Raw genomic sequence first — 20,326 nt, 5'->3', positions numbered from 1 at the left:
GTTGCGTTGTTATGCTGTTGTGCAGAATGTGTCCTGCGAGTATTCGATGCGTTCCTTGTATTCTTCCTGCTTGCCTTTGTTCCAGCGTCCCACGGGGCGATAGTAGCCGACCACGCGGGTGTACACCTCGGTTTCCTTGTCACAGGTCGGGCAATCAAAGTGTTCGCCGTAGATATACCCGTGATCCTGGCAGACCGAGAAGGTAGGCGTTACCGAGATGTACGGAATCTTGGTCTTGCTCATGGCTTTGAGCAGGAAGTTCTTCACGCTCTCTTCATCCGGTGCGGCTTCGCCCAGGAAGGTGTGGAAGACTGTGCCTCCATTATACAGGGTTTGCAAGTCGTTCTGATGCTCAAGGGCAAAGAAGACATCGGAGCTGACGCCAACCGGCAACAGGGTGGAGTTGGTGTAGTACGGGGTTTCGCCGCCAGAGGTGTAGATGTCGGAGTAGAGCTCCTTATCAATCTTGGCGAGGCGATAGCAGGTACCCTCACCCGGAGTTGCTTCCAGGTTGTACAGGTTGCCGGTTTCTTCCTGAAATTCAACCACCAGTCGGCGGAGCTGATTCAGGGTGCGCTGCATGAGTCTGGAGCCTGAAGGGGAATCCACGCCTTTGCCAAGCAGGTTCATGCACGCTTCATGTCCACCAATCAGGCCAATGGTCGAGAAGTGACCTTTGAAGCCGTTTTTCAGGTAGCGCTTGGAGAACGGGAACATGCCTGCATCCAGGTTCTGCTGAACGACTTTACGCTTGAATTCCAGGGATTCGCTGGCAAGACGGGCATATTCTGTCACCAGATCAATGAAGTCCTCTTCATTGTGCGCAAGGTAAGCGAGCTTGGGCAGGTTCAGGGTGACAACGCCGACTGATCCGGTGAGGTCGCCAGCACCGAACAGGCCGCCGGTCTTCTTGCGGATTTCCCGAAGGTCCATCTGGAGGCGGCAGCACATTGAGCGCACATCTTCCGGGTTCAGGTCGGAATTGATGAAGTTCTGGAAGTAGGGTGCGCCGTATTTGGCGGTCATCTGAAGGAGCAGCTTGCCTTCCTCGGATTCCCAGGGGAAATCGTTGGTGACGTTGTACGTCGGGATGGGGAAGGAGAAGATGCGGCCGTCGGCATCGCCTTCGAGCATCACTTCGAGGAATGCCCGGTTGATCATGGCCATTTCTTCAGCGTACTCACCATAGGTCGAATCCTGCAACTGACCACCGATAATGACGGCTTCCTTGGCAATGTGCGCAGGCGGCACAAAGTCAAAAGTGAAGTTGGTGAACGGGCTTTGGCCGCCCCAACGGGAAGTTGCATTGAGATTGTGGAGCAGTTTCTGAACCTGTTGCTTGACATCATTGTATGTCAGGCCGTCATTGCGGACGAACGGAGCGAGGTAGGTGTCAACGTTGTTGAACGCCTGTGCTCCGGCCCATTCGTTTTGCAGCGTGCCGAGAAAGTTGACGATCTGACCGCAAGCGGAATCAAAGTGCTTTGCGGGCGTAGAAGAACAACGGTCGCGCAGGTTGAATCCTTCCAGAAGAAGGTCGCGCAGGCTCCAACCGGAGCAGTATCCAGCAAGGCCGAAAGAGAGATCGTGGATGTGGAAATAGCCGTGGGTATGGGCCATCCGCACTTCTTCCGGGTATTTTTCCAGCATGTAGCGTGCCTGAACGGCTCCGGCCATGTGCAGGATCAGTCCCTGGTAGGAGTGTACCATGTTGGAGTTTTCACTCACTCGCCAGTCGACGTTTTCGAGGTAGCTCTCCGTCACACCGGAAATGTCGAGAAATGCATCGTTTTGCGAACGGAGTTCACGTCTTTTTTCACGGTATATAATGAAGCGTTCAGCCACTTTGTACAAGCGGGCTTCCATCAGCACCTGTTGGACAGTGTCCTGAACAAGCTCCTGCTCGGGAATCTCCTGATTCTCCAGTTTTTGGGCAACTTTTCCAGCCAGGCGTTCGGCCAGAATCGGATCTTTGATTCCGCTGCCTTTCAGGGCTTTGAATATGGCGTCACCAATTCTTTTGGTGGACCATGTTTCGATACAACCGTCACGTTTCAGGATTTTGCTCGGCATATAATACTCTTTAGCAAGCAGGAAGCGCGGAAAAGCTGCAGACACGACTAACGTCGGCTGCAGTGGACTGCTTGCGCAATTACCGTAATTGACCGCACGGCAGGACCGCGAAATCTCGGCAATGGGTTATGGGTACGTTCTTTCAAGTCCGTATACGGTTTCCGCGAACCGGATTCGGCTAGAAACGCTTCAGGCAGGTCTTCTGGCTTTCCCCGTCTGATCCGTCTTCCCGCATGTGGCAGTGACGTCGTGGATCAGATTTCTATGGAGATAACAGCGGCGGGACCGCTCCGGATTCGCACCGGATTCCCTATTGTGGCTTCCCAGCCACCTGAAGGACATCGTGATGAAAGTGTAACTATCTGATGCATCGTTTGTACGCAAGGGGATTTGTGGTTTTTAGATGGTGTTGTCGTGTAAGTGCTCGATAAGTTGAACTTAGTTTGACTTTGAGGGAAAGTGCTCATGGTTTTTATTGTTTGCGAAATGTGTATAGAGTGCGGTGTCTGTTCAAAACAAAATGTAAATGTAGGAAGTACCAATGCAGATATGGGTTGATGCCGACGCGTGTCCCAACGTCATAAAGGAAGTTTTGTTCAAAGCTGCGGTTCGATGCGAAGTTGGGCTTACGCTGGTGGCCAACATTTCGCTGTCCGTGCCGTCCTCTCCGCTCATCAAGACCCTCCAGGTGTCGTCGGGCTTTAATGAAGCCGATAATGAAATCGCACGACTGGTCGAACCGGGCGATCTTGTGGTTACAGCCGATATCCCTCTGGCAGACGCCATCGTGGAAAAGGGTGCTGTTGGCCTGAATCCTCGCGGGGAGCTATATACGGAAGAAAACGTCAAAGGACTGCTGCGAATGCGCAATCTGATGGAAGAATTGCGAAGCGGAGGAGTGGCAACAGGCGGTCCGCCTCCCCTTGGGCCGAAAGAAAAACAGGAATTTACCAATCAATTAGATCGGTTCCTAACGCGAAGTCTGAGAAAAAACAGTTAATTTAATACGTTGTTAGATCAAAGCAAAAAGGGTTTATGGCAATGGCTATAAACCCTTGATTTTTAAGACTCGGATTCAGAGGGTATAAAATATGACGCCAGTGCAACGAAGATGGGATATAGCTCAATAAGTGCTTAAATAATAAGCGTTAAATCATAATCATTAAAACGGAAACGGGCCTAAGAAATGGCTAATGAGGATTGGTTTAGTAATTATGATTTACTCATAAGTGGCTTTTATAAATCCGACCAAAATAGTCAGAAATTTGTTGACATGGTCTTTGCTTCGATTTAGTTGCGACTGAAATTCGTTATCATTTTCAAGCAAACCGCAAGGAGCATATCGTGAAAAAACTTATTACCCTTTCTCTGACTGCACTATTGGTTGCAGCCTGGACCGTGTCCGCATTTGCCAGCGAGGTCGTTGTTTACTCTGCTCGGAAAGAACACCTTATCAAGCCTCTGTTTGAGGCATACACTGCCAAAACCGGTGTTGAGGTCAAGTACATAACCGGTAAGGCAGGGGCTTTGCTTGAGCGCATCAAGGCTGAAGGCGAAAACACACCCGCTGATCTTTTCATTACCGTTGATGCTGGTAATCTCTGGCACGCCGCAGAAGAGGGCGTTCTCCAGTCGTTGGATTCCACGGCTTTGAACAACAATATCCCCGCTCACCTGCGCGATCCGAAGAATCGTTGGGTAGGGTTGTCTGTCCGTGCTCGTACTATCGTTTACAACACGAACAAGGTGAAGCCTTCTGAACTATCCACATACGAAGCTCTTGGTGATGACGAATGGAAAGGACGACTCCTTCTTCGCACCTCCAAGAAGGTTTATAACCAATCTCTGGTCGCTTCCCTGATCGCAGAAAAGGGTGAGCCCGAAACCGAGAAGATCGTCAAGTCCTGGGTTGCCAACATGCCGGTGGCCCCGTTCGCCAGTGATACAAAGGCCATCGAAGCCGTTGTTGCCGGTGTCGGTGACGTTACCATCGTCAACACATACTATTTTGGTCGTCTGATCAAAAAGAACCCTGACCTGCCATTGGCTATCTACTGGCCCAACCAGGCTACTACTGGCGTCCATATGAATGTTTCCGGCGCAGGTGTTACCACGCATGCCAAGAACAAGGTTGAAGCCGTCAAGCTTCTTGAGTGGCTTTCCTCTGCCGAAGCGCAAGGTAAGTTCGCTTCTTTGAATCAGGAGTTTCCGGCTAACGAATCCGTCAAGGCCGATCCCTTGGTCGCCTCCTGGGGTGAGTTCAAGGGTAACCCAATGAATGTTGCCAAATACGGCGAATATCAGGCTGCTGCCATCAAGCTGATGGATCGTGCAGGCTACAAGTAGGTCATGCCACATACCTTGAAAGCACGTGCCGCTGGGGAGGGAGGATTTCTTTCCCGGCGGCGTCTTTTCCACTTCCAGTCGCCTGGCTGGTTCTTCGGAGCTGTATTGCTTGCTTTGGCAGCCGCAGTTCCGTTGCTTGTGATCGTCGGGCATCTGTTGGTCCCCCAACAGGAAGTGTGGAAGCACCTTGTCGAAAATGTACTCGGTACACTGGTTTCCAATACTGCGCTCCTACTTGCCTGCATTGTCCCATTGACAGCCGTCATGGGGGTGGGGTTGGGGTGGCTCACCGGAGCGTGTGACTATCCGGGGCGCAAGTTTTTTGCATGGGCATTGGTGTTGCCGTTTGCCATTCCACCATATGTTTTCGCCTTTGTGTATCTTGGTCTGTTTGATTTCTCCGGGCCTGTGCAGACCGCACTCCGGGCCGCTTTCCCTTCTATTGGATTCATTGACATCCGTAACGGTTTCGGGGTGGCCTCCATCCTCTCACTGGCCTTTTATCCCTATGTATACCTGATGGCCCGTAGTGCTTTTATGACTCAGGGAAGGACTGCCATGGAAGCAGCTCGTACGTTAGGGATGAAACCTTCAAGAGCGTTTTTCAAAGTGGCTCTGCCCATGGCTCGACCATTTGTTGCCGCAGGGCTGGTGCTAGTTTGTATGGAGTCTCTTGCTGATTTCGGTGCTGTTTCCATCTTCAACTATGACACCTTCACCACCGCTATTTACAAGGCATGGTTTGGTCTTTTTTCGTTGGAAAGTGCTGCCCAGATTTCTTCCGTACTCGCTATTTTCGTATTGACGGCATTGGTTGTGGAACAGCGGTTGCGTACCCGTATGCGTTACACCGAGGCGGGGCGATCCAGTCAGGCGGATCGGATCAAACTTTCGGGTGTGTGGAGGTGGAGTGCTTTCGGAGCATCCTCACTTGTCTTTCTACTGGCCTTTGTCATCCCGTGCATTCAACTTGGCATGTGGGCGTGGGAAGTCGTTGGTCCCGATACCGTCAGATATTTTGACTACAGTGTTAAGACGCTGTCACTGGGATTGGTCGGTGCTGTTGTCACTACTATGTCGGCAATGGTCCTGGCGTTTGCCAAACGTAATGATCCCGGTACGACAATTACCTGGACCTCTCGCATAGCGACATTAGGGTATGCCTTGCCTGGCACGGTTTTGGCCGTTGGGATTTTCATCCCGGCAGCATGGCTGGACAACGGTCTTATTGCGTTTGTCGCGTGGGTCACAGGAACCAAGCCAGCTCCTTTCATTCAAGGGTCTTTGGGGTTGATGATTGTTGCCTATGCGATCCGTTTTCTTGCCGCCGGGTTTGGGTCTGTGGACGCTGCCATGCAGCGCATTACGCCATCCATCGGCGAAGCAGCTCGCACGATGGGAGTTACAGGGGCGGCCTTGTTGCGCCGAATCTATCTTCCCATGCTAAACAAGGGCCTCATGACTGGTGCCATTCTCGTTCTGGTGGATGTCATGAAGGAAATGCCCATAACGTTGATGATGCGACCTTTCGGTTGGGACACTCTGTCCGTTAAAATCTATGAATATACATCCGAGGGAGAGTGGGAGCTGGCGGCCATTCCGGCTGTCGTTCTCATTCTTGTCGGGCTTTTACCGGTGCTGTTGCTCACGCGGCAGTCGGAGAAATAGTTATGACGAAATCTCTTCTCGAAGTACGCAACATAAATAAATTTTACGATGAGTTGCATGTGGTGAGGAATGTCACCTTCTCCTTGAATGAGGGGGATATTGGTTGTTTGCTGGGGCCCAGTGGGTGCGGCAAGACGACTCTTTTGCGCACCATCGCAGGATTCGAGGATATCGCTGGCGGCAGTATCGTTATCGATGGGCAGATTGTATCCGGTCCGTCGTCTGTGGCTCCTGAGAATCGCAATATAGGCATGGTGTTTCAGGATTACGCCTTGTTCCCGCATCTCTCCGTGGCGGACAATGTGTCTTTTGGTTTGCTTGGCGCTTCCTCCGAGGTGAAGAAGCAGCGGGTTGTTGAACTACTGGAGACAGTCGGTCTTGCCAGTGAGCAAGATAAGTTCCCGCATGAATTGTCTGGTGGCCAGCAACAGCGGGTTGCACTGGCGAGAGCTTTGGCGCCGGAACCCAAGCTGTTACTTATGGACGAGCCTTTTTCGAATCTTGATGTCGCACTGCGGGAAACCTTGTCATCGGAAATCCGGGAAATTCTTAAGGCCCGGTCCATTACGGCGCTTATGGTTACTCATAATCAGAATGAAGCGTTTGCTATGGCAGACAAAGTTGGTGTCCTTTCGTGTGGCGAAATGCAGCAATGGGATACACCTAATGCCGTCTATCATCATCCGAGCAATACACTCGTCGCAGGTTTTGTCGGCGAGGGGGCATTCATTACGGGGAAAGTTACCGGTGATGGCACCCTCGAATGCGCGCTTGGAGTATTGGAAGGGGTGTTCTCCTCTCATTGTGGTGTGGGGTGCGAGGTGAGTTTGCTTATTCGTCCCGAGGACATTGTGCATGACGACAACAGCCCGCATGAGGCGACTATTATGGCCAAGACCTTTCGTGGTGCGACAATCCTGTATACGCTTCGTTTGGATAGCGGTGAAGAGGTCCAGGCCTTGGTGCCGAGCCACCATCAACACGCTATTGGGCAACAGATTGGGATATGTCAGGATGTTGAGGATTTGGTTGTCTTTCCTGCCGGGAGTAACTTTGAACCTGCTGAACAGTGCGGTATATGATGCAGGTTGTTGCGCTTTCCCCCGAAATTCGGACCACTGGTTAAGGTGGAATCTGCGTCCTTAAACCGATAAGGAAGGACGCATGACAAAGAGCAGCAAAAGACGGAAACATTCGGACAAGTTTAAGGCCAAGGTCGCACTTGAGGCGATTCGTGGCGTGAAGACGCTTGCGCAACTGGCTGCGGAGTACAAAGTGCACCCCAATCAGATTTCCACGTGGAAGCGGCAGCTCCTTGAGAATGTCGATGACATCTTTTCCAGTGGCAAGAAAGCCAAAAGCCAGGAGGAGATAACCGCACCGTTATTTGAGGAGATCGGTCGGCTCAAGATGGACATCAAGTGGCTTGAAAAAAAGTTGTAAGCCTGCCGCTTGAGGTGCGCCGCCAGTGGATCAAACCAGATCGGGAGTATTCCATCCGGCGGCAATGCAAGTTGGCAGGCATTTCCCGTTCGGGATTTTACTACAAGCCTGTAGCCGAATCCGATGAAAATTTAGCCTTGATGCGTCTCATCGACGAGCAGTATCTGCGTCAGCCGGATTACGGCTCGCCGCGCATGACGGATTGGCTGAAGACCCAAGGCCATCAAGTCAACCACAAACGAGTTGAGCGACTGATGCAACTGATGGGCTTGCAAGCCATCACTCCAGGGCCGCATACGAGTGTCCCCAATCCGGAGCATCCCGTGTTTCCGTATCTGCTGAAAGGAGTTGCCATTGAGAGGAAAAATCAAGTCTGGAGCGCTGACATCACCTACATCCCCATGCAGCGCGGCTTTCTGTACCTGGTGGCAGTGATAGACTGGTGGAGCCGCTTCGTGCTGGCTTGGGAGCTATCGAACTCGATGGATAGTTCTTTCTGCGTGGAGGCGCTCAACAAGGCTTTGCGCATTTCTACGCCGGAGGTGTTCAACACGGACCAGGGAGCGCAGTTCACGAGTCGTGAATTTACCGGAGTTTTGCAGAGCAAGGGAATTGCAATCAGCATGGACGGCAAAGGTCGCGCAATCGACAATGTCTTCATAGAGCGGCTGTGGTGGACGGTGAAATATGAGGATATTTACCCTAGGGCGTACTGTGATGGAATCGAGCTATACCATGGGCTTACGCGCTATTTTAGGTATTACAACGAGGAGCGCGGTCATTCGTCGTTGGACAAAAGAACTCCCGCTGCCGTATACAGAAGCAACTTGAATGTTCATTGACTTGGCTCGTAGCCGTTGCTCCGCTCCGCCCTCGGCCCTTCGGGCCGCCCCTACGGGGACGGGCTACGCTCCACAACGGCTACGGCGAACCGCCTCTAAGGAGGCACAAACTCGGACGCCGGGCTCCACCTTAAAATGACCGATCAGTGGTCCAAAGGATGGGGGGAGGCGCATGTAACTGCATCCGCCGAGAGCGCAACGATAGAGACTTTATAGTTATTTAATATTTGCTCATATTCTGTCTTGTCACCACAAGGAGTGGCTAGAAATGTGACAGAAAACCAAATAGTTCAAGTGTGACCACAATCAAAAATCTGGTCTACAAATGAGAAAAGGCACTTACGAGAAATTTCGTAAGTGCCTGTTTTTTCTGGTCGGGATGAGAGGATTTGAACCTCCGATCTCTGCGTCCCGAACGCAGCGCTCTACCAGACTGAGCCACATCCCGATGTCGTGAGAGGGGTGTTTAGCGTAGCAATGCTCAAAAGGCAAGGTAAAAATATAATTTCATTTAACATGATAGACAAACATAGTAATTACGCCTATCATTTCAGCTTAATTATTACGTTTTGTACCCCGCGTTGATTGATAGCGTATTCAGATTGTGGATAACTGTGTAGAGCTGGCTTGACGGATCGACATGTATAGTCGGGGAAAATCAGGAGATAGTTGAGTGATTAACGTTCTTGTCGTGGATGATTCCGCATTTATGCGGAAGGCCATCAGCACGATGCTTGATAAAGATCCCGGAATCAAGGTGATCGGCACAGCTCGTGATGGTCAGGAAGGCCTTGAGATGGTGCGGAAGTTGAATCCCGATGTCGTTACCATGGACATCGAAATGCCGAAAATGGACGGTTTGACCGCATTGAGGCACATAATGATGGAAGCACCCAGACCTGTGTTGATGGTCAGCTCCTTGACCACCGAAGGCGCGGAAGCCACACTCAAGGCCATGGAGCTTGGTGCTGTGGACTTCATCCCGAAGCAGCTTTCCAAAGTTTCATTGGATATCATCAAGATCGAAAAGGATTTGATCGAGCGAGTCAAAACAGTTGCTGCTCGACAAATGCGCCATAGAGCCGTTTCTCGCAGGCCTGTCGCTCGACCTGTCCCTTCTGTAAGTCAGACCAAGGCTCGAAAAGGACGCCCGGTACGTGACGTTGTGGCCATTGGGGTATCTACTGGTGGTCCTCCTGTTGTCCAAAGAATTCTTTCTTCTCTCCCGGAAGACTTTCCAGCTGGCATTCTCATTGCCCAGCACATGCCGGCGGCCTTCACTGGTCCTTTTGCTCAGCGTCTGGATGGCGTAAGTAAAATCAAAGTGAAGGAAGCGGAGAATGGTGACGTTTTCAAACCCGGTCATGCATACGTGGCTCCTGGTGGAAAACACATCATCCTTGATCAAAAGATAAGCCGCATCAACATCGTCGTAACGGATCAGCCTGCTGATGCCCTGTACAAACCTTCTGCCAACGTCCTGATCAGTTCTGTTGCAGAGGCTGTCGGGCGAAGGGCGCTGGGAGTGATATTGACGGGGATGGGCAGTGATGGTTGTGAAGGGATTCGTGATCTGAAAAACAAGGGTGGCAAGGCTTTGGCCCAGAGCGACAATACATGTGTCGTGTATGGTATGCCTAAAGCCATTGTTGATGAAAACCTGGCTGACGAGGTGGTTGACCTGGACGACCTGGCTGGCACCATCACGGATTACCTGTTCGTATAGCCAATCGACGAGCACTGAATACAAGACCAGAACATGGAGATGACAACATGGCTGAATGCACTGAATACCTAGCCTTACTGAACAGTGAAGATAAAGAAGTCATTCGTGAGGGGGCGTTTCGTGCCGGAGAAAACAATTGCGTCGAGGCGGTCGATCAGCTCGCCAAGTTGTTGTTGACAAATCACTTGGGCATTCAGGAGGCGGCAGATAGCTCGTTGCGGATGATTGGAGGAAAGGAGACAGTACGCGCGGTGCTGCCTTTGCTTCGTTCCGATGAAGCGCCTGTCCGTAACCTTTCCATGGACATCCTGCGCGAAGTAGGATGCCAGGACATGCCATCCCTCATTGAACTGGTCCACGATGAAGACCCGGATATACGTATTTTTGCGGCAGACATCCTTGGTTCCACGGATAGCCTGCTAGCTGTTGAACCTTTGTGTGATGCATTGCTCAAGGACCCGGAAGTCAATGTTCGCTATCAGGCTGCCGTGAGTCTCGGGGAGTTGGGAATGGACGAAGCTGCTCCATGCCTGAACAAGGCGATCAACGATGAAGAGTGGGTCCAGTATTCGGTTATTGAAGCATTGACCAAAATAGGCCACGCCAGCTCTGTTGATGCGCTGGTGAAGACGCTGGATAGCGCCTCAGATCTCGTGGCTTCCATGATCATCGATTCTCTTGGCGAAATGGGGAACGTCAAAGCCGTTTCCATGCTGCTGAAAAGGATCGATAACTCCCATACGGCTCTTCGCAATAAGATAGTTAAATCCGTTGTAAAAATTCTTGGTGGCAAGTCACTGACATTGCTTAGTGACGAAGAGCGAGCACGTTTCCGAGAATATCTTCTTGTCGCCCTTGAGGACGAAGATGAAGAAACGCAGGATGCGGCAATTCAGGGATTGGCTTATGTGGGCGGTGAAAAAGCTTCCGAAGGGATGCTCAAGATTGCTCAGTCTCTTGATCCCGATGTCGATCACGAGCGATTGGCGGTGACCATAGACAGCCTTTCGCACATCGGTGTTACGGATGCGTTGAAAAAAGGTGTGTTCGACGAAGATCAAAAGGTCGCTCAGGTGGCTGTACAGGTCCTTTCGAGGATCAGCCCCAACGCCTGCACGGAAGACTTGGAAGTCTGCAATCTTCTCATTGATGCCTTTTGGAGAGTTGGATTGCAGGTACAGCGGCAGATTGTAGCCATTGCAGCAGAGCAGGCCAATGAGTCATCCAAAGACTTCTTTATCCGAATTCTTGAAGAGCACACAGATGGTACTGTCTTGAAGTCCGCAGCCTATCTCCTTGGGGAAAAGCTGCAACTTGAAGAGTGTGCCCATTTGATTTTCCCCCTGCTCGGCCATCAGTATGATGACGTCAAGGAGGCGGCTCTTGATGCCTGTATAGCCATTGGAACTACTGAAGTTCAAGATCGGTTCAAAGAGATGTTCGAGAGCGAGGATCCATTGAATCGCCTTATGGCAACGTATGCATTGAGTCGTATTGATGCTCAGGATAATATTGCCATTCTTAAAAAAGCCCTGGAAGACGAAATCCCGGATATTCGCAAGGTAGCTGTCGAGGCCATGGCCGAAGGGTGCCAGGTCGATGATGACTGGCGAGCCCTGGTTTTGGGGAGGCTGAATGACGAGAGTAAGGACGTTCGCCTGACAGTGGTTGAGATACTGGGCAAGTGCTTCAATGAATCTTTTGTCAAAGAACTGGTCGGCGCTTTGGACGATGAAGATGACTGGGTTAAGATTCGTGCAGTGGATGCCTTGAGCGAGCACCGTTGTCAGGAAGCTGTGGGCAAACTCATCGAGATGCTTGATAATCCCAACCGTTTTGTCGTCATGAAAGTCATCGAGTCGCTGGGAATCATTGGTGGTTCGGATGCCTTCAGGGCTTTGCTCGCCATAACTGATAGTGACGAGTATGAGCTGGTAAGCGCTGCTGAGAACGCCATAAATAATATTCAGGACTCCCAGGAGTAGGCGGGGCATGTCGTCGCTTTTTTCAAAGACAATCACCCTTGGCAAGGACATCAAGGTCTCTGACTTGGAGTTCCAGAGCTTAAGGGACTATATTTATGAGCAATGTGGAATCTACATTGCTGATAATCGTAAATACTTGCTGGAAAATCGACTTGGGAACAGGCTGAAGAAGCTCAATCTCAAGAGTTTTGACGAGTATTACAATTACTTGAAGTTTGATGTTGGTAAGGACCGGGAGTTGAAAAAACTCTTTGAAGTCATAACAACCAATGAAACCAGTTTTTATCGAAACCCGCCTCAGCTTGAAGTGTTTCAGCATAATATCCTGAAGGATGTGCTGGCTGGGTGCAGGAAGAAAGGCAGAAAGTTGCGTATATGGTCGGCGGGCTGTTCCACAGGTGAAGAGCCATATACTATCGCGATCATACTGCATGAAATACTGAAGTCGGAAATCAGTCAGTGGGATATCAAAATTACTGCTAACGATTTGTCCGAGCGCGTGTTGGAGTCTGCTCGTCGCGGTCTATACAACGACTATACGCTTCGGACCACGCCGCCGGAAATTGCTCAACGGTATTTCGACATGGACAACGGGAGCAACTCGATCAAGCCGGAAGTGAAGAAACTGGTTCAGTTCAGTCAAATCAACTTGAAGGATCGTGGTCAAATCCGGCGTATTGAGCGATCTGATATTGTGTTTTGTCGTAATGTTATCATATACTTCGACGATGACATGAAAAAACAGGTTATCAGTTCATTTTATGACAACCTTGTCCCTGGCGGTTATTTGGTTATTGGGCATTCCGAATCGCTACACAATATATCACGGGCTTTTAAGCCTGTGCATCATCCGGGAGCTATCATTTACAAGAAGGAAGACTAGCTTTCCCTTCTTGGGTCCGGATTAATGCAAAACTGGCAACATGGTAGATAAACAGGCATAGTTACCTGAGCAATAGAGAACACACAATCCGCGTAACGGAGGTAACGAAGAGTTATGGCGAAACATATACTCATAGTGGACGATTCGAAAACCGTACGTAACCTCGTAGCTTTTATAATGAAAAAGGAAGGCTTCAAAGTCACTTCCGCTGAAGATGGGCTGGATGGCCTCGAGAAACTCTATAGCGCATCTGAAGTCGATCTGATTGTTTCAGATGTCAACATGCCGCGTATGGACGGGCTGACTTTCATTAAGACTGTGCGCGAACAGGATGCCTACAAGGACATACCTATTGTTGTCCTTTCCACCGAAGGTCAGGATAAGGATATTCAAACAGGCTTGACCATGGGGGCCAATCTGTACATGGTCAAACCAGCTCAGCCTGAAAAGCTTGTCCGTAATGTGAAAATGTTACTCGGGTAGTATTATGGGCGTAGGGCGCTGTATCTTCTCGATCTTGAGCAGGTTAGCCAAAGGAACAAAGGTGTTTGATGAGCCAGGAATTTCTTGATTCGGAAATATTAGCTGACTTTTTTGTTGAAGCGAAAGAGCATTTGGAGACAATTGAGCCAAATTTGCTTGAGCTGGAAAAGTCGCCGGAGAATCTCGGGCTTCTTAATGAGATTTTTCGACCGATGCACTCTCTCAAAGGGGCATCTGGATTTCTCGGATTAAATAAGATCAATGGTTTGGCCCATAAAGCCGAAAATATCCTCGATGAGTTACGTCAAGGCTCCATGCAGGTAACAGAGAGCATCATGGATTTGATCCTTTCTGCCACCGATGCTTTACGTGTCATGGTGGAGAACCTTGAGAGCACAGGTGTTGAAGGCGATGTTGACACCGCACCTATCATTGAAAAGATCGAGTTGGCTTTGGAAGGTAAACTGGATGATGCGGCTCCAGCGGTGAGTCCTGATCCGGTGGTTGTTGAAGAAGTCACTGCAGATCAAGACGCTGCCCCCGTAGAATCTGATGCCTCCATCGCGGAGAGTGATATAGGAAACGAAGGTATGACAACATCATTCCGCCCCCAGCCGGACCCGAACTTTGACAATACGCCCTACCTTTTGACTACTGTGGGAGAAGGTCACCTGGCTGACTTCCTTGAAGAAGCTCAAGAAATTATTGAAAATTTGAACCGGTGCCTTTTGGCGCTGGAGGGTGAGCCCGAGGGTGACGACGAGCTGATCAATGACACGTTCCGCTATTTCCACAATCTAAAAGGAAACAGCGGTATCATTGGTTTTAAAGAGTTGAATGCTTTGACGCATGAGGCGGAAACTCTTCTCAACAATGTTCGTAAAGGGGACATGCCCTGCTCACAGGGGTTGTTCGATTTATTGCTGGCAGCAGTGGACCTTATTGAAGAACTCGTGTCCAAAGTTGACACTGAGTCCAATAAGGTCAGCCCCATCGATACAAGTGTGATGGTCCAGATGCTGCAAAAGGTTACTGAAGAAGGGGATGTTTCTGAAGTGCAGGGATTGATCGAAAATGGTAGCAAGGCCTCCGCTGACAAGGCTGAGACCTCAGATGCCAAGGGCGGGGAAGAGACTGTCGCAGATATTTCTTCCAGTGATTATGATCCAGAAGATGTTTCACTGTTTGTCTCCACCATTAATCAACAATTGGAAAGTGCAGCTATTGCATTGAAAATGTTGCGGGAAGATGCAGGGCAGCCTGATATGGTTGATGCTCTTTTCCGGACTTTTCAAACTATCCAGAATTCAGCTGGCTACATGGGGCTTGATGACATCAAGGAATACGCAGGTCGTACCGTCGGCCTCGTCGATCAGGGACGAAAGACCGATATGGACTTCACCCTGATGCTCGATATCCTTGATCAGGAATTTGCTATTCTGAAAGATATGCTTCTGGCTGCCCTGGAGAAGGTGAGTGGTGCTGCTGCGCCTGATCCTACAAAAAATGTGGCAACCAAAAAGGTATCTCCCGCACCTTCCAAGCCCGCGCCTGAACCGGCTCAGGTGGAGGAAGTGTCTGCGCCTGCAGAGGTCCCAGCTGAACCGCAACAGCAGGTTTCGGAGAAGCCAGCCCCTGTGGCCTCCACTCCTCCCGCTCCTGCTCCTAAAGCGGCAGCAAAGCCTGCGACCCCGGCTGCCACCAAAGCTGCGGCAGCACCTCAGGCCCCTAAAGTCAAAGCATCGAGTACCATTCGCGTTGATCATCACAAGCTTGACCATTTGATGAATGTGATTGGTGAATTGATCATCAACCGTAATCGCTACGCCATGCTCGCTCGTGCCCTTGAAGAAGGCCATGAAGATGTCCATGTGGTTGCGCAACAGTTGACCGAAACCACATACGCCATGGCTCGGATATCCGATGATCTTCAGGACACGATCATGAAGGTGCGAATGGTTCCGGTTCAGTCTGTTTTCTCCCGTTTCCCCCGTCTTGTCAGAGATTTGAGCAGAAAGTCGGGCAAACAGGTTGAACTGATCATGGAAGGCGAAGAGACCGAATTTGATAAATCTGTGGTCGAGGAAATCGGTGATCCGCTCGTTCACCTGGTGAGAAACGCTGTTGATCACGGCCTCGAAGATGAGCAGGCCCGTATAGCGGCAGGCAAGTCCATTAAGGGCCACGTCTGGTTGCGTGCCTACCACAAGGGGAACTCCGTTGCCATTGAGGTAGAGGACGACGGTCGGGGAATGGATCCCGAAAAGCTGAAGCAGGTTGCCATCCGTAAAGGGGTGATCACACCTGAAGAGGCCAACGCCATGGACGATCGCGAAGCCCTGGATCTCATCTTTGCGCCAGGCTTTTCCTCTGCCGAGAAGGTCACTGATATTTCCGGTCGCGGAGTCGGCATGGATGTCGTCAAAACCAATATCAAGAATCTCAAAGGCAGCGTTCATACCCAGTCCGAAGTTGGTAAAGGGACAAAGTTGACCCTGACCTTGCCGTTGACTTTGGCCATTATTGACGCACTCATGGTGCAGGTCGCCGGAGATACGTTCGCCATTCCTCTGGATGCCGTATCGGAAACAACCAAGATTGATGTTGATAAGCTTTCCGATGTCAACAAGCGCAAAGCGGTTACCTTGCGTGGTGAAGTGCTCGGTGTTGTTGAACTTTCGGAGCTGCTCGGTCTGCCACAGAAGGAAGATGAGCGCGAAGTATTGCCGATGGTAGTTATTCAGGACAACGACCGTCGCCTTGGGCTTGTTGTTGACAGGCTGCTTGAACGACAGGAGATTGTCATCAAACCCTTGGGTCAATACCTGAACAACTTCAATTTGCAGGGACTGTCCGGCGCCACGATTATGGGTGACGGTTCAGTGGTCTTGATCCTTGATCCTCACGAAATATACAGCTTGTCCACTCAGTTGGGACGCAAGCAGGAGACAGCGCCCATAGGCGCTGGTTTGCCGCCGACTAAAGCTTAGATAGATAAAGAACCAATAAAAAGGCCGGGAAGAAGATTCTTCCCGGCCTTTTTTGTCTTGTTTCTGCTTGAGATCTGAAAAGGTTCAGAGCGTGTCGATTTAGGACATGGACATGAAGTTGACGAACAGCAATGCGTTTCCTGTGTGCACCAGCCACAGCAAAAGGACTCCTGTGAATGTCAGCCCTTTGATCCGCAAAGGAGATGAACTGCGGGCGATCAGGCCCCATATGACCAGACAAAGCAGTCCAAAGAAAGCGCTGGCTCCCCAAACTATGCCGAGTGGAGTCTCAAGAACGAGTGTTTTGATACCTTCCGGCAGTGTGGCAAACAGCCATCCTTGACATGCGAGGAAACCAATCATGGGAATAAGTGCCCAGCGGGAGGCAAGCTTAAGTGCAAAGTTGTAGTAGTCGCGTCCAAAATCATCTTTATGACGCCTGATGACGAGGTAGGCGCAGCTCATTCCTGCTGCTGCGGACACCATGAAGAAAAGGTACATGGCGATGAGTGGCAGTGGCGTCAGTTGCATTGTCTGTTCGGCTGAAGAAGTGACGGCAATGCTCAGCTTTGCCGGAATGCCGAGGACAAACATGGCTATGACCGCTGCGCAGGCGCCAAATCCCATTGCCATGTGGAGACCTTTGCTCTTGCGAAGTTGTTTCCATGTAAGCGAATAGGGGACGCCTAACAACAGGAAGGCTGCCAGAGCGATTCCTGCCAGCTTGAGCGGAGAGTCTGCCGATACCATGGACGCAAGGAGGTCTGGGTATTTTTGATACAGCAGCCCGATTCCAACGGCTTCCACAAGAATGAATACGACGAGAAGCACTGCGCCCATAGTTGCTGTTTGCTGACCGTACTTGTCGTAGAAGACTCGTTTTTTTGTTTTGGCTGTTATTTCACCGAGCAGCGAAACAACCGGACTGCCGAATACAGCCATGCCGATCAGACTGAAAAACGCCGGGGCCATCATCATGGCCGTCATCATCAGGGTTTCATTCATAGTCATTGTGGTGTCTTCTCCAAAGGGATTTGCAATGCATTTACTGCTGTCGCGTGCCTTACTTGCCTCAAAAACAGGCAGGATGCAAGATTTACGACTACAGGAACCATTACCAAATCATCAACGATTCCTTGCAAAAAAACCGCTGATCGCCTATCTCTCGGTAAATGTTCTACGATGGAATACGGGAGACTGTTGCATGCATTATCTGAAGTTCGTCCTGCTTGCCCTTTCTTGTTCTTTGCTCACTGCGTGTGGGGCAATGAAGCAAAACGCAGCTACAACGACAGCCAGCACCGAGTGGCGAATACAGAGCCTTGAAGAGAGCTTTCTCAATATGAAGGAAGAGCAACGGCGTCAGGCTGATGCCAACGCGGATTCCCTTGCCGAAATTGAGGCCAAGCTGCTTGCCCTTGAAGAGATGATGGGGGCGAATAAAGTCGCAACTGCAGATCCGGAAATGGCGAATGGCAACACGGAGAGCGGTTGGGTCTCTGATCTCAAGCCGGAAGAGGGTGCCTGGGTTGAGGGGGACAAAGTTCAGGCTGATGAACCTGTTGCTCAAAGCAGCGAGGAAAAACCGTGGGATGAAGTTCCAGGGCCTCCTCCTGTCATCCCCGAACCCAAAGTCGTAGAACGTACCAAGCCCAAAGACGCACCTGCTCCTACTCCCAAAAAAGCAGGTCCAAGTGCATCCTACGAAGCGGCTCTCGCTTTATACAACAACGATGATTTCGATAAGGCGCGTTCCAGCTTTGATTCTTTTGTAAAGAAATACCCGAACAGTGACCTTGTTCCCAATGCGCTGTATTGGTCTGGCGAGACATATTATTCCCAGAAGCAATATCCCCAAGCCATACTTGCTTTCAAGGAAGTAACGGGAAGATACCCCAAGCATTCCAAAGCGGCGGCAGCACTGCTCAAGATTGGAATGTCCTATGATCGCGTTGGCGATCCCAATAACGCCGTGTTTTATCTTCGTGCCTTGGTCGAGGATTTTCCCAAGTCGAACCCGGCAGCTCTGGCCCGCAAGGAACTCAAACGCCTTGGTGGGTAAGCATTTTTCCAGATCCAATAGATGAATAGCGATAAAGAGTTCTTTTCCTGCCTGGCGTTAAAGCATACCCCTGGATTGGGGCCTGTGGCGTTCAAGCAGCTTTTGAGTATTTACCCGAGTGCTTATGATGCTGTTAAACAAGCTTCAACCTGGAAGGCCAAAGGGGTAAAAAGTAACTTTCTTGCCAAAGCTGTTCAGGGCTGCATTGGGGAGGTTTGGCGAGAAAAGGCCGAGTTGGAGTTCAAGGCCTCCAAGCGTACTTCGATGGAAGTGCTGACTTGGAATGATCAGTATTATCCTGATGCACTCAAAAACCTGCACGACCCCCCTTTGACACTGTATTATCAAGGTGATTTGACCCTGTTGTCGAACCCCGGAATTGCTGTGGTTGGTGCTCGGGAGTGCACGTCCTTGGGACTCCGGGCCGCTCGCAACATAAGTGCTCAGTTGGCTGGAGTGGGGATTACCGTTGTTTCGGGGCTGGCTTTGGGCATTGATCGCCAGGCACACCTGGGTGGATTGCAGGGGATTGGCAGCAGTATCGCTGTGCTTGGGTGTGGGCTGGACATTGACTACCCATACGACAACCTTGATGTTCGCAAAGCATTGAATGCCAAAGGACTGGTCGTAACAGAGTTCGGGCCGGGCGAGAAGCCTCGGGCCAAGAATTTTCCCGTTAGAAATCGGTTGATCAGTGCCTTGTCTCTCGGTGTATTGGTTGCAGAAGCTGCGCATCAAAGCGGCAGTCTGATTACTGCTCGTTTAGCCGCGGAGCAGGGGAAGGATGTGTTTGCTCTTCCTGGTCCTCTTGGTCAGCCGACGTTCACTGGCTGTCATCGACTGATAAAGCAAGGTGCGGCATTGGTTGAAAGTGCGGAAGATATTGTTGAAATACTTCGCTATGACTTTGCAAGAGAGCTGGCTGATATCCCTGATCCTGAATCGGATGCGGAAGATGTGCAGGGGATAACAGATTCTTTGGATAATGACCTAGAGACTTCCTCCTGCTCTTTTCAGACAGCTTCTAGTGAAAAGCAAAAGGCGATTGTCGAGTCTGTGCTTCCTGGGGATAAGCGACATGCTGAAACGCATACCAAGCGACCGACAGCCGTGGAGCGTCAGTCGATACAGCTGAACACGGAAGAACTGGAAGTCATGCGAATGCTTGAGGCTTCTGACAGGGTTCATATAGATGAAATGAGCAGGGCGCTTGAGTGGACCTCTGCAAAAATCAGCAAGGTTCTGTTAATGCTCGAAATTCGTGGAGCGGTTCGTCAATTGCCGGGGATGTGGTATCTTGCCAAAGAGGGATAACACCTTCTCCTAGTCTTCTTCAGTTATTGCTGTCATGTCTTTGCTGTTACATATGGATATTGTTTCTTGGATCATCCCTTTTATCTGATAGAATCCCTTATGCAGAAAATACCAATCGACCTTGCAGAGCCCGGTATGAAGTTGGCCAAGCCCGTCACCAAAGAAGGTGGTATGACCATCATGGCTGAAGGGATGGAGTTGACGGATAGCCTTATTGATCGGTTGCGTAACATGAAGATCGATAGGATTACGGTTCAGGGTCATCCTTTGGATATGGGAGGAGCAGGGGCCGGCACCAAGTATGCCGAGCGTCAGGAGCGGCTTGATCACCTGTTTCGCAGGCACACCTCGGATAAATGGATGATGCGTGTAAAAAATCGGATGGCTCAATACTTTGGAATGAAAGCTGCAGCCCAGGAAGCGCGACAAAAGGCGCTGCAAGCGGTGGAATCCGAGCAAGAGGACAGCACGGCTCAAAATATCGATGACAACAACGATGGTGAGGCATAAC

General features: G+C 50.6%; 15 protein-coding genes, 1 tRNA gene and 1 riboswitch. Of the genes, 13 read left to right on the top strand and 3 right to left on the bottom strand.

The genetic code is table 11. The features are described 5' to 3' along the window. Positions 1-9: 9 nt before the first annotated feature. The gene (locus tag DPRO_RS04940) at positions 10-2,073 is read right to left on the bottom strand and encodes a ribonucleoside triphosphate reductase (RefSeq protein ID WP_097011058.1); all 2,064 of its coding nucleotides are present in this window, start codon (positions 2,071-2,073) and stop codon (positions 10-12) included. Between the two features lie 175 nt (positions 2,074-2,248). Beyond that, a riboswitch (cobalamin riboswitch) is annotated at positions 2,249-2,423 on the bottom strand. Between the two features lie 191 nt (positions 2,424-2,614). Between DPRO_RS04940 and DPRO_RS04935 the strand changes: the two genes are divergently transcribed. The 5 genes from DPRO_RS04935 to DPRO_RS04915 all read left to right on the top strand — a co-directional run bounded on the left by DPRO_RS04935 (position 2,615) and on the right by DPRO_RS04915 (position 8,372). Beyond that, on the top strand, positions 2,615-3,073 hold the full coding sequence (locus DPRO_RS04935) for a YaiI/YqxD family protein (RefSeq protein ID WP_097011057.1): 459 nt from the start codon (positions 2,615-2,617) through the stop codon (positions 3,071-3,073). A 344-nt stretch (positions 3,074-3,417) separates the two neighbouring features. Continuing rightward, a complete protein-coding gene (locus tag DPRO_RS04930) occupies positions 3,418-4,419 on the top strand; it encodes an extracellular solute-binding protein (RefSeq protein WP_097011056.1) in 1,002 nt (333 codons plus the stop codon). A gap of 3 nt (positions 4,420-4,422) precedes the next feature. Then, positions 4,423-6,087 (top strand): ABC transporter permease, encoded by a 1,665-nt coding sequence (locus tag DPRO_RS04925; protein WP_097011055.1) that lies wholly within the window; start codon positions 4,423-4,425, stop codon positions 6,085-6,087. 2 nt (positions 6,088-6,089) lie between these two features. Continuing rightward, a complete protein-coding gene (locus DPRO_RS04920; protein ID WP_097011054.1) occupies positions 6,090-7,169 on the top strand; it encodes an ABC transporter ATP-binding protein in 1,080 nt (359 codons plus the stop codon). Between the two features lie 82 nt (positions 7,170-7,251). Beyond that, a protein-coding gene (locus DPRO_RS04915) for an IS3 family transposase (RefSeq protein ID WP_097011027.1) occupies positions 7,252-8,372 on the top strand; the annotation gives its coding sequence in 2 pieces (ribosomal slippage) (positions 7,252-7,528 and positions 7,528-8,372; 1,122 coding nt in all). A 371-nt stretch (positions 8,373-8,743) separates the two neighbouring features. Here the strand turns inward: DPRO_RS04915 and DPRO_RS04910 are convergent. Next, positions 8,744-8,820, bottom strand: a tRNA-Pro gene (locus DPRO_RS04910). 225 nt (positions 8,821-9,045) lie between these two features. On the opposite strand from DPRO_RS04910, the gene DPRO_RS04905 reads away from it, so the two are divergent. From DPRO_RS04905 to DPRO_RS04885, 5 genes are all read left to right on the top strand, one after another. Continuing rightward, positions 9,046-10,098, top strand: coding sequence for a protein-glutamate methylesterase/protein-glutamine glutaminase (locus tag DPRO_RS04905; protein WP_097011053.1), 1,053 nt, complete (start codon positions 9,046-9,048; stop codon positions 10,096-10,098). 47 nt (positions 10,099-10,145) lie between these two features. After that, on the top strand, positions 10,146-12,083 hold the full coding sequence (locus DPRO_RS04900; protein ID WP_097011052.1) for a HEAT repeat domain-containing protein: 1,938 nt from the start codon (positions 10,146-10,148) through the stop codon (positions 12,081-12,083). A 7-nt stretch (positions 12,084-12,090) separates the two neighbouring features. Next, positions 12,091-12,966, top strand: coding sequence for a CheR family methyltransferase (locus DPRO_RS04895; RefSeq protein ID WP_097011051.1), 876 nt, complete (start codon positions 12,091-12,093; stop codon positions 12,964-12,966). Between the two features lie 114 nt (positions 12,967-13,080). After that, a complete protein-coding gene (locus DPRO_RS04890; RefSeq protein ID WP_097011050.1) occupies positions 13,081-13,449 on the top strand; it encodes a response regulator in 369 nt (122 codons plus the stop codon). A gap of 68 nt (positions 13,450-13,517) precedes the next feature. Further along, positions 13,518-16,439 (top strand): chemotaxis protein CheA, encoded by a 2,922-nt coding sequence (locus DPRO_RS04885; protein ID WP_097011049.1) that lies wholly within the window; start codon positions 13,518-13,520, stop codon positions 16,437-16,439. 99 nt (positions 16,440-16,538) lie between these two features. Here the strand turns inward: DPRO_RS04885 and DPRO_RS04880 are convergent, their stop codons facing one another. Beyond that, positions 16,539-17,450: a hypothetical protein gene (locus tag DPRO_RS04880; RefSeq protein ID WP_097011048.1), complete on the bottom strand. Its 912-nt coding sequence runs from the start codon at positions 17,448-17,450 to the stop codon at positions 16,539-16,541. Between DPRO_RS04880 and ybgF the strand changes: the two genes are divergently transcribed. The 3 genes from ybgF to DPRO_RS04865 all read left to right on the top strand — a co-directional run bounded on the left by ybgF (position 17,416) and on the right by DPRO_RS04865 (position 20,325). Then, complete coding sequence (gene ybgF / locus DPRO_RS04875; protein WP_232005708.1) at positions 17,416-18,501, top strand: tol-pal system protein YbgF; 1,086 nt, start codon at positions 17,416-17,418, stop codon at positions 18,499-18,501. The genes DPRO_RS04880 and ybgF overlap by 35 nt on opposite strands. Positions 18,502-18,522: 21 nt before the next feature. Then, the gene (gene dprA, locus DPRO_RS04870) at positions 18,523-19,815 is read left to right on the top strand and encodes a DNA-processing protein DprA (protein ID WP_097011046.1); all 1,293 of its coding nucleotides are present in this window, start codon (positions 18,523-18,525) and stop codon (positions 19,813-19,815) included. 99 nt (positions 19,816-19,914) lie between these two features. Continuing rightward, positions 19,915-20,325, top strand: coding sequence for a hypothetical protein (locus DPRO_RS04865; protein ID WP_097011045.1), 411 nt, complete (start codon positions 19,915-19,917; stop codon positions 20,323-20,325). The last annotated feature ends 1 nt before the right edge of the window (position 20,326 follow it).

Source organism: Pseudodesulfovibrio profundus (assembly GCF_900217235.1).
In the GTDB taxonomy this organism is placed as follows: domain Bacteria; phylum Desulfobacterota; class Desulfovibrionia; order Desulfovibrionales; family Desulfovibrionaceae; genus Pseudodesulfovibrio; species Pseudodesulfovibrio profundus.
The sequence above is the reverse complement of the archived record's forward strand: the minus strand, read 5'-3'. Positions and strand labels throughout refer to the sequence as shown.

Excerpts from the sequence above, each read along its gene's own strand:
- DPRO_RS04885 (WP_097011049.1), top strand. The coding sequence starts at position 13,518 with ATGAGCCAGGAATTTCTTGATTCGGAAATATTAGCTGACTTTTTTGTT.
- DPRO_RS04925 (WP_097011055.1), top strand. The coding sequence starts at position 4,423 with ATGCCACATACCTTGAAAGCACGTGCCGCTGGGGAGGGAGGATTTCTT.
- dprA (WP_097011046.1), top strand. The coding sequence starts at position 18,523 with ATGAATAGCGATAAAGAGTTCTTTTCCTGCCTGGCGTTAAAGCATACC.
- DPRO_RS04920 (WP_097011054.1), top strand. The coding sequence starts at position 6,090 with ATGACGAAATCTCTTCTCGAAGTACGCAACATAAATAAATTTTACGAT.
- DPRO_RS04895 (WP_097011051.1), top strand. The coding sequence starts at position 12,091 with ATGTCGTCGCTTTTTTCAAAGACAATCACCCTTGGCAAGGACATCAAG.
- DPRO_RS04940 (WP_097011058.1), bottom strand. The coding sequence starts at position 2,073 with ATGCCGAGCAAAATCCTGAAACGTGACGGTTGTATCGAAACATGGTCC.
- DPRO_RS04890 (WP_097011050.1), top strand. The coding sequence starts at position 13,081 with ATGGCGAAACATATACTCATAGTGGACGATTCGAAAACCGTACGTAAC.
- DPRO_RS04935 (WP_097011057.1), top strand. The coding sequence starts at position 2,615 with ATGCAGATATGGGTTGATGCCGACGCGTGTCCCAACGTCATAAAGGAA.
- DPRO_RS04880 (WP_097011048.1), bottom strand. The coding sequence starts at position 17,450 with ATGACTATGAATGAAACCCTGATGATGACGGCCATGATGATGGCCCCG.
- DPRO_RS04900 (WP_097011052.1), top strand. The coding sequence starts at position 10,146 with ATGGCTGAATGCACTGAATACCTAGCCTTACTGAACAGTGAAGATAAA.
- DPRO_RS04865 (WP_097011045.1), top strand. The coding sequence starts at position 19,915 with ATGCAGAAAATACCAATCGACCTTGCAGAGCCCGGTATGAAGTTGGCC.
- ybgF (WP_232005708.1), top strand. The coding sequence starts at position 17,416 with ATGGCCGTCATCATCAGGGTTTCATTCATAGTCATTGTGGTGTCTTCT.